Raw genomic sequence first — 12,204 nt, forward strand, 5'->3', positions numbered from 1 at the left:
CGATCAAACTTCCCCCGATCGGGGCATACAGCCGCTATTGGCACATGCTCCCCGTAGCGAATTGTCGATCGGCCACGATCGGACCATTGATTGATCATTCTTCTCATGTAGCATCTTGGCTCCGGGACTTCCTCATGGGGGTGCCGACACCCTGCGAAACGGTACGTCCGCACGGATGCGAGTTATTGATCCCCTCTTTGAAGAGGCAATGCAGTAAGCGACTGCGCGCATTGGGAGTGTTTTGACAGTGACCAGCACAGGACGAGCACGGATGCTGCGCTGGCGGGACTGGCACCTGCGCACCAAGCTCGCCGCGGTCACCATGGTCCCGCTGGTCTTCGTCGTCGCGCTGGGCGCGGTGCAGATCGGCGACCAGGTGGCGAGGTCCGAGTCCTACCGCCGGGTGGACCGGCTGGTGGCGCTGTCCGACCAGCTCGGCAAGGCGATCGGCGGCCTGCAGGACGAGCGGGCGGAGTCGGCGGGGCTGCTCGTCGCGCGCGTCGCGCAACCCGGCGCCGAACTGCGGCAGGAATACCAGGCGACCGACGTGAACTGGAGCGCGATGAGCCGGGCGGCCCAATCGCTCTGGTTCGCCACGCCAGCCGCGCAGCAGACGGCGAACGAGGTCGCCGCGCAGCTCACCCCGATCAAGACGCTGCGCGACCAGGTGACCCGGTCCGAGCTGGACGCCCCGACGGCGCTGGCCAGGTACACCGAGGTGATCACGGTGCTGCTCGGGTTCGACCGAGCGCTGGCCGGCGAGATCACCGACCCGGCGCTGACCGGCACCGCGGTCGCGCTGCACGACCTGCGGCTGGCCAACGAGGAGATCCACCTGCAGCAGGCACAGGTCGAAGCCGGGATAGCCACTGGTTCGCTGTCGGCCACCGAGGTGGGCGCACTGGGCGCGTCCCAGGCCAGGTACGACGCCCGGATCAGGGACTTCCACGCGGCTGCGGGCCAGGACCACCAACGGCAGTTCGACGAGACGGTCACCGGTTCGGGGGTGACGAGCCGTGCGAGCCTGCTCAAGCAGATCCTCGACCAGCCGGGCACCGGGCCGGTGGCGGTGACCATCGGCAAGAGCGATTGGGAGACCAGTTCCCAGCTCGCCACCGCCGCGCTGTCGACGATCGCGGACACGCTCGGACGTGATCTGCGTGCCGAGTCCATGAAGCTGCAGAACGGCGCGAGCGACGCGGCGGGTCTCGTCTCCGTGGTGTTGTTCGCCGCGGTGCTCCTCGCGGCGGCGGTCGTGGTCATCGTCGGCCGCCAACTCGTCGGCTCGCTCCGGATCCTGCGGCGCAGCGCGCTGTCGGTCGCCGAGCACAAGCTGCCGGAGGCGGTCGCCGGGCTGCGGTCGGGCGCGTTGCTGCCGCCGCTGGTCGCACCCGTCCCCGTGACCACGAAGGACGAACTGGGGCAGGTGGCGCGCGCGTTCGACGCCGTGCAGGACCAGGCGTTGCGGCTGGCCGCCGAGCAGGCGCACCTGCGGGCCAGCTACGGCGACGTGTTCGTCAACCTCTCCCGGCGCAGCCAGGGCCTCGTGCAGCGGCAGCTGCACCTGCTCGACCGCCTCGAACGCGACGAGGAGGACCCCGACCAGCTGGCCACGCTGTTCCAGCTGGACCACCTGGCGACCCGGATGCGGCGCAACAACGAGAACCTGATGGTGCTCTCGTCGGGCAGCGAGCTGGCCCGCCGGGCCGGACCGCCGGTCCAGTTGGCCGACCTGTTGCGTGCGGCGGTGTCGGAGATCGAGCAGTACCAACGAGTTGTCGTGCAGCCGCCGCCCGGGCTGGCGGTCGTCGGCTACGCGGCTCGTGACCTGGTCCGGCTGACGGCCGAGCTGCTGGACAACGCCACCGCGTTCTCCGCGCCGGACACCAAGGTCACGATCGCCAGCAGGTTCGCGGACGACGGCACCGTGTCGGTCGACGTCCTCGACAGCGGGATCGGCATGCGCGACGAGGAGATCGAGGAGGTGAACAAGCGGCTGGCCGAGGGCGGTCAGCTCGACGCGTCGGCGTCCCGGCGGATGGGTCTCTTCGTCGTCGGCAGGCTGGCTGGCAGGCACAACGTCCGGGTGGAACTGCACGGTGGCAAGGACATCCCCGGCATCAGGGCGACCATGACCATCCCGGTCGACCTGCTGTCGCCGGGCGAGCACGACGAGCAGCCGCGCCCCAACGGGCGTACGGTGTCCACTTCGGACTTGGCTGCCCGGCTGGCGACCGGTGCCGCGCCGGTGCACAAGAGCACCGACGGCCCGGGCACGGAAGCCGAGCGACCCGTCAGCGGCGACCTGTTCGGCACGGGCGACCACGGCGTCGCCACGGCGGAGCAGTCGGCGGTGACCACCGGCTGGTGGGACCCGGTCGCCCCGGCGTCGGCCTCGGCATCGGCACCGGCGTCCCCGCCCGCCGAACGCGGCATCCACGAGACCACCCCGATCTTCGACGAGATGATCTCGGCGTGGTTCACCGGGTCCGATCAGGAGCGGCCACCGGCCGAAGCGCCGACCGAGACGTGGAAGTTCGCCGCCGACAAGGGATTCGAGACCGCGCAGGCGGTCGTCGAAGCACCGCGTGGCGTGACGAAGGCGGGCCTGCCGCAGCGCGTCCCGCGCGAGAAGCTCGTGCCGGGCAGCGTCTCCGACACCGGCCAGTCGCCGGAGATCCGCGGCAAGCGTGAGGCGGAGGCGTTGCGCGAACGGCTGGGCGGGCTGCAGAGCGGGTTGTCCCGCGCCCGCGACCGCACCGACGCGGGCAAGCCCCGCGTCTACACCGACGACTCCGAATTCCGCAGCGAGGCCGACGACGGGTTCAAGTCCGCCGAGTCGGCGGCGAAGTCCCCCGAAGGTGTCACGTCCGCGGGCTTGCCGCAGCGCGTCCCCCGGGAGAAGCTCGTACCAGGGAGCATCGCCTCGCCGCCGGGATTCGGCGAGGGCCTGGTGCGGGGTGAGCGAGGGGCACAGGAGGTTCGGGGCCGGCTGGACGGGCTTCAGCGCGGACTGAGCAACGGCAGGCGCAGCCTGGCCGAAAACCAGAATGGACAACAGGAGACCCGATCATGACGTCGCCCCAATCCCAGCCGCACCAGTTCGGCTGGCTGGTCAACGACTTCGCTGAGCGAGTCGCCGGTGTCGCGCACGCGGTGGTCGTGTCCGCCGACGGACTGCTGCTCACCGCGTCCGCACGCCTGCCCGTCGACCGCGCCGACCAGCTCGCCGCGGTCTCGTCCGGCCTGGTCAGCCTGACCCACGGCGCCTCGCGGTGTTTCGAGGCCGGTCCGGTCAAGGAAACCGTCGTCGAGATGGAACGCGGGATCCTGCTGCTGATGTCGATCAGCGACGGGTCGTCGCTGGCCGTGCTCGCCGCTCCCACGTGCGACATCGGCCAGATCGCCTACGAGATGACCATGCTGGTCGACCGCGTCGGCCAGATGCTCACCCCCGAACTGCGCGCGGCACTGCAAGGCGCGAGGGGGATGACCGGAGCTGCGGTGTGAGGGGCGCATGACGATCCACGAGGACGCGCCACCCAGTCCGACCTTCGCCGATGTCCTGAATGGACTCACGTTCGGCAGCAAGGCGGGTGAGCCCGTCGAAGTCAAACCGCAGCCGGGGCCGAGGCCCGCGCCGCAGCCCCCGCAGCCGGTGCTCGTCGAGATGCCGGACGACGACCCGGCGATGGTCCGCCCGTATGCGATGACAGGCGGACGCACCAAGGCCGACGGGGACCTGCGGGTGGAGGCGATGATCTCCACGGCGTCCGCCGGGATGGCCGAGGACGGTCTCGCCGAGATCGAGCACCGCTCGATCGCCCGGCTGTGCCGCACGCCGAAGTCGGTCGCGGAGATCTCCGCGGAGCTCGACATGCCGTTGCAAGTAGCCAAGATCGTGCTCGGGGACATGGTCGCGACCGGATTGGTGGTCGTCCACCGGACGACCGGCCTGTCCGGCGGTTCATCACATCTCGCGCTGATGGAAAGGGTTTTGGGTGGACTCCGCCGGCTATAGGACCGCGCAGCAAGCACTCGTGCCGACCATGACGTCGGTGAAGATCGTGGTAGCCGGTGGTTTCGGCGCCGGCAAGACGACGTTCGTCGGTTCGGTCTCCGAGATCATGCCGTTGACGACCGAGGCGGTGATGACCGAGGCCAGCGCCGGTCTCGACGACATCGAGTCGACGCCGGACAAGACGACGACGACGGTGGCGATGGACTTCGGCCGCGTGTCGCTGGACACCGACCTGATCCTGTACCTGTTCGGAACGCCTGGCCAGCAACGCTTCTGGTTCATGTGGGACGACCTGGTCAGGGGCGCGATCGGCGCGGTCGTGCTCGCCGACAGCCGTCGGCTGGCCGATTCGTTCTCCCCCGTCGACTTCTTCGAAGAGCGCGGTCTGCCGTACATCATCGGCCTGAACTGCTTCGACGGCGAAATGCGGCACCGGGTGGACGACGTCCGCGAAGCGCTGGCCATCGACCCGCGTGTGCCGATCGTCCGGTGTGACGCCAGGGACCGCGAATCGACCAAACAGACCCTGATCACCCTGGTGGAGTACTCCGTCGAACGCTGGATCACCGCCAACGGCGTCCCCGCGCACTGACGCTCTACTGTGCCGTAGTGACCTATCAGCCAGACGCACACAACGTCATCATCGCCGTGCACGGCGGCGCGGGCAACAAGCTGATCCGCGAAGAAACCACGCCTGAGCTGGAGAAAGCCCATCGGGACGGGCTCGCCGACGCCTTGCGCGCGGGCGAGCAGCTGCTGCGTGCAGGCGGATCGAGCGTGGACGCCGTCGAAGCGGCCGTGCGGGTTCTCGAGGACAACGAGTTGTTCAACGCGGGCAAGGGCTCGGTGTTCACCGAGGACGGCGGTCACGAGCTGGACGCGTCGATCATGCGTGGCGCCGACCTGGCCGCAGGGGCGATCGCGGGCGTGCGGAACGTGCGCAACCCCGTCCTGGCGGCGAGGCTGGTCATGGAGCGGACGTCGCATGTGCTGCTGTGCGGCGACGGCGCGGAGAGTTTCGCGGTGCGCAACGGCCTGCGGCCCGTCACCCAGGACTACTTCTGGACTCAGCGGCGCCTGGACCAGCTGAACGAGGCCAAGGACCCGCAGATCCCGGAACGGGCCGAGTACAGCACGGTCGGTGCCGTCGCGGTCGACCGTGACGGTGACCTGGCCGCCGCGACGTCCACCGGCGGTACGACCAACCAGATGAGCGGCCGCGTCGGTGACTCGCCGATCATCGGCGCGGGCACGTACGCCCGCAACGACACGGCGGCCATCAGCGCGACCGGCCAGGGCGAGGTGTTCATCCGGGGCGCCGCGGCGGGCACGATCTCGGCCATGGTCGAGTTCGGCGGCCTGAGTCTCGCCGAGGCGGCGTTCGACGTGGTGATGCGCCGCCTGCCTGCCCTTGGCGGTACGGGCGGCGTGATCGCCATCGACCGCCAAGGGGCTTTCGCCGGGCCGCACAGCACGCCGGGCATGCTGCACGGTTACCTGACCATGGACGGCGAGATCGTCACGAAGGTCTTCACCGACGACCCGCGTTAGACGGGCGCGTAGTGGTCGAAGGCGCTCTCCACCACGCCTTCACCACGGGTCAGTGACGGCAGCAGCCGCTCCAGCTCGTGGATCCGCGCCGCGGGGATGTCGCCTTCCAACAGGTAGGCGGCGCCATGCGGGGTGGATCTGAGCGGGAACGCCCGCAGCCGCACCAACACCGGCTGCACGACACCGAGCGTGTCCTCCGGGATCTCCAGCCGGTACGAGTGCATCGGTTCGTGCACGACGGTTCCGGCTTGCTTGAGCGCGTTCTTGAGTACCAGCGCGGTCAGGTTGCGGAAGTCACCGGCCGTGCTGGACATCGACTTGTCGAACGTGCCGTGGGCGTGGCTTTGCCGTGCCCAGTAACCGGAGCGCGTCATGATCACGGCGCAGTCGGTGACCTCCCAGCCGGACAACCCGTGCCGCAGGGTCTTGTACACGCTTTCCTCGACGGCGTTGAAGAAGGCCGACGGCATGGAGCCGAGCTCGACCTCCAGCCGGAAGGTCACGCCGGTGCCCGGCTCGACCCTGAGCCCCACCGTGGCCAGGTAGGGGTTGTCGCCCTCGTTGATGATCTCGAGGGACTCGCCCGTGCCGGTGACGCGTTCGATGCAGATCGTCGTGGTCTCCTCGAACGACACGGCCAGGCCGTAGTCGGTCATCAAGGTCGCCTGGATGACCTCCTTCTGCACCTCGCCGTACAACGAGATCACGCCGTCCTGCCGCAGGTTGATCAGCGGATCCTGCTCTGCCAGTTGGGTGAGGGCGGTGTACAACGCGCCTCGTTCGGACGGGTCGTCCGGTATGACAGCGGTTTCCAGCGTCGGCGGGGTGAAGTGGTGCTCGGAGTGGGTGCGCGGCTCGCCGATCTGGTCACCGATCCGGACGTCGGCCAGGCCCCACAGCTTGCCGATCTGCCCGGCGCCGACCGCCGCGACCCGCACAGCCGGACCGCGGTCGAACACGCTGATCGCGGTGACCTTCCCGTCCTTGTCACCGAAACGCACCCGGTCGCGGACGCGCAGCGTGCCGGCGAAGACCCTGACGTAGGCGATCTTCTCGCCGTGCTGCCCACGTTCCACTTTGAACACCAGGCCCGAGACCGGCCCGTCCTGCGCACCGGATGCCGACGGCAGGAACTCGACCAGCGCGGACATCAGGTCAGGCACTCCGGCGCCGGTGATCGCCGAGCCGAAGAACACCGGGTGCACCCGGGCCAGGCGCGTCTGCGTGACCAGGGATTCCCTGGTGCGTTCCGGTGTCAGCGAACCGTCGAGGTAGGCGGCGACCAGCGAATCGTCCACTTCGGCCAGGACGTCCACCGGGTCGGTGCCTGCCGGTGCGATCGCGGGTGTCAGCCGGTCGGCGATCTCCCGCAGCAGGCTGTCGTGCCGCGCGCCTGTCCGGTCGGTCTTGTTCGCGAAGATGATCGTGGGGATGGCCAGCCTGCGCAGCGCCCGCATCAGCACACGGGTCTGCGCCTGCACACCTTCCACGGCGGAAACGACCAGGACAGCGCCGTCGAGGACGCTCAGCGAGCGCTCCACCTCGGCGATGAAGTCCGGGTGACCGGGCGTGTCGATCAGGTTGACGGTGACGTCGCCGACGACGAACGACACCACGGCGGATTTGATGGTGATCCCGCGTTGCCGCTCCAGCCGCATGGAGTCGGTCTGGGTGCTGCCCTCGTCGACGCTGCCGACCTCGTCGATCACGCCGCCGAGTTGCAGCAGGCGTTCGGTGAGGCTGGTCTTACCGGCGTCGACGTGCGCGAGGATCCCCAAGTTGAGCGTGCGTGCCAAGCTTCATGTCCTTGAGATAGGGGTGGATTCCTTTCCTGGTGGACATGGCTGACAGTCGCACTACTGCTCTCCTCTGATCGCGGGGTTTGCGCGCAGTTCAGCAGAGCCGTACCGGGCACGGCAACCGATTTGTGTGACGCGAGTCGCGGGCAGAGCCGCGCACATCGGGTTACCCTCCGGTACACCCGAGGACATGGAGGTCAGGATGCGTTCGCCGAAGGACTTCTTCCGGCCGCTGGCGCTCGGTGCGCCGGAGCCGGTGCGGGAGATCCCGTTGCGCCCTTCGCGAGCGTTGCACTTCTTCGACCCCGGCAACCCCAAGATGGCCGCCAAGGTGCCCGACCTGGCCAAGCAGGTCGACGTGCTGGTCGCCAACCTGGAGGACGCGGTCCCGGCGGACCGCAAGGAGGTCTCCCGCGCGGGACTCGTCGAGATCGGCAAGAACGCCGACTTCGGCGACGCGCAGCTGTGGACCCGGATGAACAGCATCGACTCGCCGTGGGCGCTGGACGACCTGCTGACGCTGGTTCCGGCGATCGGCCACAAGCTGGACGTGGTGATCGTGCCCAAGGTGGAGGGCGCGCAGGACATCCACTACGTCGACCGGTTGCTGGCGCAGTTGGAGGCCAAGGCCGGGCTGGAGCGGCCGATCCTGGTGCACGCCATCCTGGAGACCGCGACCGGCGTGGCCAACGTCGAGGAGATCGCCGCGGCCTCGCCGAGGATGCAGGGCATGTCACTGGGCCCGGCGGACCTCGCGGCGAGCAGGCGGATGAAGACCACCCGGGTCGGCGGCGGTCACCCGGGCTACCTGGTCCGCACCGACCCGGTCGGCGAGGACATCACGACCGGCAGGCAGACCTTCCAGCAGGACCTCTGGCACTACACGGTGGCGCGCATGGTCGACGCCTGCGCGGCCAACGGGATCCTGCCGTACTACGGGCCGTTCGGCGACATCCGCGACACGGTCGGCTGCGAGGACCAGTTCCGCAACGCCTTCCTGCTGGGCTGCGTCGGCGCGTGGAGCCTGCACCCGGCGCAGATCAAGATCGCCAAGAAGGTCTTCTCGCCGTCCCCGGCGGACGTCGCCTGGGCGCGCCGCGTGATCAGGGAGATGGGCGACGGCACCGGAACCGTCATGATCGACGGCAAGATGCAGGACGACGCCACCGTGAAGCAGTGCCGCGTGGTCGCCGAACTGGCCGACCAGCTCGCCGCCCGTGACCCGGAGCTGGCGGAGGCGTACGCCGCTGCCGAGGAGGTCTGATGCGCCGGTCCGTGCTGTACATGCCCGGCGCGAACGAGCGAGCGCTGGAAAAGGCCAAGACACTGCCCGCGGACGCGCTGATCCTCGACCTGGAGGACGCGGTCCACCCGGACTCCAAAGTGGACGCACGCAAGCGGGTCTGTGAGGCCGCCGCGTCCGGTGAGTACGGCAAGCGCGAGGTCACCATCCGCGTCAACGGGTTCGGCACGCAATGGCACGCCGACGACCTGCGCGCGGCAGCTGAGGCCGGGCCGGACGCCGTGGTCGTGCCGAAGGTCAACTCGGCCGCCGAGGTGCACGCCATCGAGCGCGCGCTGGAAGCCGGTGGGGCGCCGGACAAGACGACGATCTGGGCGATGGTCGAGACCCCGATCGCGATGCTGCACGCCCACGACATCGCCGCCGCGAGCGAGCGCTTGTCGGTGCTGGTGATGGGCACCAACGACTTGGCCAAGGAGTTGCGCGCCGACCACGTGCCCGGCCGCGCGCCGCTGCTCACCGGGTTGTCGCTGTGCCTGCTCGCCGCTCGCGCGGCGGACAAGGACATCCTGGACGGCGTCTACAACGACGTGAAGGACCTGGCAGGCTTCGAAGCGGAGTGCTTGCAGGGCAAGCAGTTCGGCTTCGACGGCAAGACATTGATCCACCCGGGGCAGGTCGAGCCGTGCAACCGGGTCTTCTCGCCGTCGGCCGAGGAGATCGAGTACTCCCGTCGCGTGGTCGAGGCGTTCGAGCAGGCGGGCCGCGGTGTGGTCACTGTGGACGGCCGGATGATCGAGAACCTGCACGTGGACAACGCACGCCGGATCCTGGCGGTGGCTGATCAGCTCTCTGGATGACCCCGGCGGACAGTCGGCCGGGCGGGAGTCAAGACGGCTACGACGCGACTCCGCGCAGCCTTGGCGGCGGTGGCCGCTCGCGGTCCTGCACGGCGTGATGTGGGTTCTGCGCGGCGTCGTGAAGATCGTCGTCGAGTTCGTCGGCGAGGTCCTCAGCGACATGGTGCTGTGGTTGGTGCTGCTGGTCGTGCTGGCTGCCGGTTTGTGGCTGTGGTTTCAGTTCACCAGTTGATCGAAGCCCGCCTTGATCCGTTCCACGCTCATCCCGTTCTCGCGCTGGTAGCCGTACTGCGCCGCAGCCAGGGGCGCCAGCAACGCGTCCGCGCGGAAGTGCGCGTCCGCACCCGGTTCGGCCTCGGTGATCAGGCTGACGAGGTGGTTGTGGTGCAGCCGGTACGCGCCGGTCACGAACCGGGCCCACGGCGTCTCGGTTTCCGCGACCATCAGTAGTTTTCCCTGTGTTTCCAGGCGGTCCACGTACGCGTGCAGGAACGCGCGGATCCGCTCCCGTGCGGGCGCGCCGGGGCCGAGCGGCGGTGGGCCGCTGAGGAACGACGCCTGGAACTCGCGTTCCTGCGCGTCCAGCAACGCCTGCGCCAGTGCGCCGCGGTCGGAGTAACGGCGGTAGACCGTGCCCACGCCGACGCCCGCTTCGGCGGCGACCTCGTCCAACGCCAGGTACTCGACTCCGCGTGTGGCGACGATCCGCGCCGCCGCCTGGAGGATCTTCTGCCTGTTGCGGGCCGCGTCGGCCCGTTCGGACGGGCCGGACCCGGCGATCGGAAGCACCCCGGCAGCCTAACCGCTGGACAAGTGGAGAAGATTCCAGTTAACTAAATGGAAGAAGTTCCATTTAACCGAGGAGTCTGGGGATGGCAGCAGTCGAACGGTTCGTCATCGACGGCGCGAAGACGTGGTTTCAGCGCCTCGACCAGCAGGTTCACCTGGCCGATGTGGTCGACCAGACCAGCGGCGCGCAGATGAGCGTCGGCTTCGGCCGGTACGGCAAGGGTGAGCGCAACCCGTGGAAGGTGACCTACGACGAGGCATTGATCATCACGAAAGGCTCGTTCACCGTCGACGGGCCGGACGGTCCCGTGACGGCGGGCGTCGGCGAGGTGATCTACCTACGCGCGGACACCGAGGTGCTGTACGTGGCGAACGACGAAACCGAGTTGGTGTACGTGACCTACCCGCACTGGTTCGAGGCCACGGAGAAATCCGCCGAGGCGGACCGGCTCAAGGAGTTCCACCCCGCGTAGCCACGGAGTCGTACAACACGCCGAGTCCGTTCAGGAAGGAATCCAGGGCCAGTTCGAACGAGCCCTGGTCGATCTCGTCGGCGTGCTCGGCCAACCGGTGCGCCTGACTGAGGTTGGGGTACCGGTCGTTGTACACGCGGGCGTCGTCCTCGAACCCGCGCGAGAACGACCCGATCGCGGCGCCGAGAACCAGGTACTTGGTCGAAGCGCCGATCATGGTCGCGATCTTGGGCGGCCAGCCCGCGCCGACCAGTCCGCCGTGCACCGCGTCCGCGACCCGCAGCGCGGAGTCGCGGCGGGCTGGTCCACCGGCCAGGAACGGCACGATGTTGGGGTGCGCGGCCAACGCGGCCCGGTATGACCTTGCCCACGTGCGAATCCCGGTCCGCCAGTCGGCCTTCTGGAAATCGCTCACGTCGACGGTCGACATCATCTGGTCGCAGACGTCGTCGAGCAGCGCGTCCTTCGTGGCGAAATGGCTGTACAGCGACGGTGCCTGGACCCCGAGCTCGGCGGCGAGCCTGCGCATCGACAGACCGGGCAGCCCGTCGCGGTCGATGATCTCCAGCGCGGCGGCCCTGATGCGATCCCTGCTCAGGATCGGCGTGCTCGGCCGTGGCATCGGCGTCCCTCCAGAGTTATGCTCGCACTATACCTAACGCTGTACGGTTTACGGCTTTACGGAGGCTGAGCATGGCGGCACTGGACGGACGCGTGGCCCTGGTCACCGGGGCGGCTCGCGGGATCGGCGCGGCTGTCGCCGGGCGGCTCGCGGCGGACGGCGCCGCGGTCATCGTCCTCGATCTCGACGAGGCGGCGGGCAAGGCGACGGTCGACGCGATCGAGGCCGCGGGTGGCCGTGCGATCGCCGTCGGCGCGGACGTCACCAACGCCGAACAGATCACCGCGGCGGCCGACCGCGCGGTCGACGAGTTCGGCTCGCTCGACATCCTCGTCAACAACGCCGGAGTCACCAGGGACAACCTGCTGTTCAAACTGACCGAGCAGGACTGGGACACCGTGATCGGGGTACACCTCAAGGGTGCGTTCCTCGCCACCAAGGCCGCGCAGAAGCACATGGTCGCCAAGAAGTACGGCAAGATCGTGAGCCTCTCCAGCGTGTCCGCGCTCGGCAACCGCGGCCAGGCCAACTACTCGACCGCCAAGATGGGCCTGCAGGGCTTCACCCGCACGCTCGCGATCGAGCTCGGCCCGTTCGGCATCAACGTCAACGCGGTCGCTCCCGGCTTCATCGTGACCGAGATGACGGCCGCGACCGCCGAGCGCGTCGGCGTCACGCCCGACGAACTGGCCGCGCGCAGTGCGGAGATCACCCCGGTGCGCCGAGTCGGGCAGCCGTCCGACATCGCAAGCACCATCGCGTTCCTCGTCAGCGACGAGTCATCGTTCATCACCGGCCAGACCATCTACGTCGACGGCGGCCGCAGGCTCTAGGAGGCGCATCACC

13 protein-coding genes are annotated in these 12,204 nt (G+C 68.9%); 10 read left to right on the plus strand and 3 right to left on the minus strand.

Annotated features, from left to right (window positions below; all coding sequences use genetic code 11):
• The first annotated feature begins 247 nt into the window (after nt 1–247).
• The 5 genes from ALI144C_RS49660 to ALI144C_RS49680 are packed head-to-tail and all read left to right on the plus strand — an operon-like array spanning nt 248 to nt 5,572.
• On the plus strand, nt 248–3,076 hold the full coding sequence (locus tag ALI144C_RS49660) for a sensor histidine kinase (protein ID WP_143231388.1): 2,829 nt from the start codon (nt 248–250) through the stop codon (nt 3,074–3,076).
• Entirely contained in the window at nt 3,073–3,510 is a 438-nt protein-coding gene (locus tag ALI144C_RS49665; protein WP_076994261.1) for a roadblock/LC7 domain-containing protein, read from the plus strand. Before ALI144C_RS49660 ends, ALI144C_RS49665 begins: the two co-directional genes overlap by 4 nt.
• Before the next feature lie 7 nt (nt 3,511–3,517).
• On the plus strand, nt 3,518–4,021 hold the full coding sequence (locus ALI144C_RS49670) for a DUF742 domain-containing protein (protein WP_076994262.1): 504 nt from the start codon (nt 3,518–3,520) through the stop codon (nt 4,019–4,021).
• Nucleotides 4,022–4,049: 28 nt separating this feature from the next.
• On the plus strand, nt 4,050–4,613 hold the full coding sequence (locus ALI144C_RS49675) for a GTP-binding protein (protein WP_083754156.1): 564 nt from the start codon (nt 4,050–4,052) through the stop codon (nt 4,611–4,613).
• 17 nt (nt 4,614–4,630) lie between these two features.
• Nucleotides 4,631–5,572 (plus strand): isoaspartyl peptidase/L-asparaginase family protein, encoded by a 942-nt coding sequence (locus tag ALI144C_RS49680; protein WP_168211537.1) that lies wholly within the window; start codon nt 4,631–4,633, stop codon nt 5,570–5,572.
• On the opposite strand, the gene ALI144C_RS49685 is transcribed toward ALI144C_RS49680, so the two are convergent.
• Entirely contained in the window at nt 5,569–7,368 is a 1,800-nt protein-coding gene (locus ALI144C_RS49685) for an elongation factor G (protein ID WP_076994264.1), read from the minus strand. The two genes, ALI144C_RS49680 and ALI144C_RS49685, sit on opposite strands and share 4 nt — an antisense overlap.
• Before the next feature lie 205 nt (nt 7,369–7,573).
• Between ALI144C_RS49685 and ALI144C_RS49690 the strand changes: the two genes are divergently transcribed.
• The 3 genes from ALI144C_RS49690 (at nt 7,574) to ALI144C_RS56130 (ending at nt 9,706) form a co-directional block, all read left to right on the plus strand.
• Complete coding sequence (locus tag ALI144C_RS49690; protein ID WP_076994857.1) at nt 7,574–8,635, plus strand: HpcH/HpaI aldolase/citrate lyase family protein; 1,062 nt, start codon at nt 7,574–7,576, stop codon at nt 8,633–8,635.
• Nucleotides 8,635–9,474 carry an HpcH/HpaI aldolase/citrate lyase family protein gene (locus ALI144C_RS49695; protein WP_076994265.1) on the plus strand — a complete coding sequence of 280 codons (840 nt, stop codon included), beginning with the start codon at nt 8,635–8,637 and terminating at the stop codon, nt 9,472–9,474. Before ALI144C_RS49690 ends, ALI144C_RS49695 begins: the two co-directional genes overlap by 1 nt.
• Before the next feature lie 94 nt (nt 9,475–9,568).
• The gene (locus ALI144C_RS56130) at nt 9,569–9,706 is read left to right on the plus strand and encodes a hypothetical protein (protein ID WP_168211538.1); all 138 of its coding nucleotides are present in this window, start codon (nt 9,569–9,571) and stop codon (nt 9,704–9,706) included.
• On the opposite strand, the gene ALI144C_RS49700 is transcribed toward ALI144C_RS56130, so the two are convergent.
• Nucleotides 9,691–10,263, minus strand: coding sequence for a TetR/AcrR family transcriptional regulator (locus tag ALI144C_RS49700; RefSeq protein ID WP_076994266.1), 573 nt, complete (start codon nt 10,261–10,263; stop codon nt 9,691–9,693). The two genes, ALI144C_RS56130 and ALI144C_RS49700, sit on opposite strands and share 16 nt — an antisense overlap.
• A gap of 83 nt (nt 10,264–10,346) precedes the next feature.
• Here ALI144C_RS49700 and ALI144C_RS49705 point away from each other — a divergent pair, with 83 nt between their 5' ends.
• Nucleotides 10,347–10,736 carry a cupin gene (locus ALI144C_RS49705; protein ID WP_076994267.1) on the plus strand — a complete coding sequence of 130 codons (390 nt, stop codon included), beginning with the start codon at nt 10,347–10,349 and terminating at the stop codon, nt 10,734–10,736.
• Here the strand turns inward: ALI144C_RS49705 and ALI144C_RS49710 are convergent.
• The gene (locus ALI144C_RS49710; RefSeq protein ID WP_076994268.1) at nt 10,714–11,358 is read right to left on the minus strand and encodes a TetR/AcrR family transcriptional regulator; all 645 of its coding nucleotides are present in this window, start codon (nt 11,356–11,358) and stop codon (nt 10,714–10,716) included. The two genes, ALI144C_RS49705 and ALI144C_RS49710, sit on opposite strands and share 23 nt — an antisense overlap.
• 71 nt (nt 11,359–11,429) lie before the next feature.
• On the opposite strand from ALI144C_RS49710, the gene fabG reads away from it, so the two are divergent.
• Nucleotides 11,430–12,191, plus strand: a complete 762-nt coding sequence (gene fabG / locus ALI144C_RS49715) for a 3-oxoacyl-ACP reductase FabG (RefSeq protein ID WP_076994269.1) — start codon at nt 11,430–11,432, stop codon at nt 12,189–12,191.
• The last annotated feature ends 13 nt before the right edge of the window (nt 12,192–12,204 follow it).

It is taken from the genome of Actinosynnema sp. ALI-1.44 (assembly GCF_001984155.1).
Lineage (GTDB): Bacteria > Actinomycetota > Actinomycetes > Mycobacteriales > Pseudonocardiaceae > Kibdelosporangium.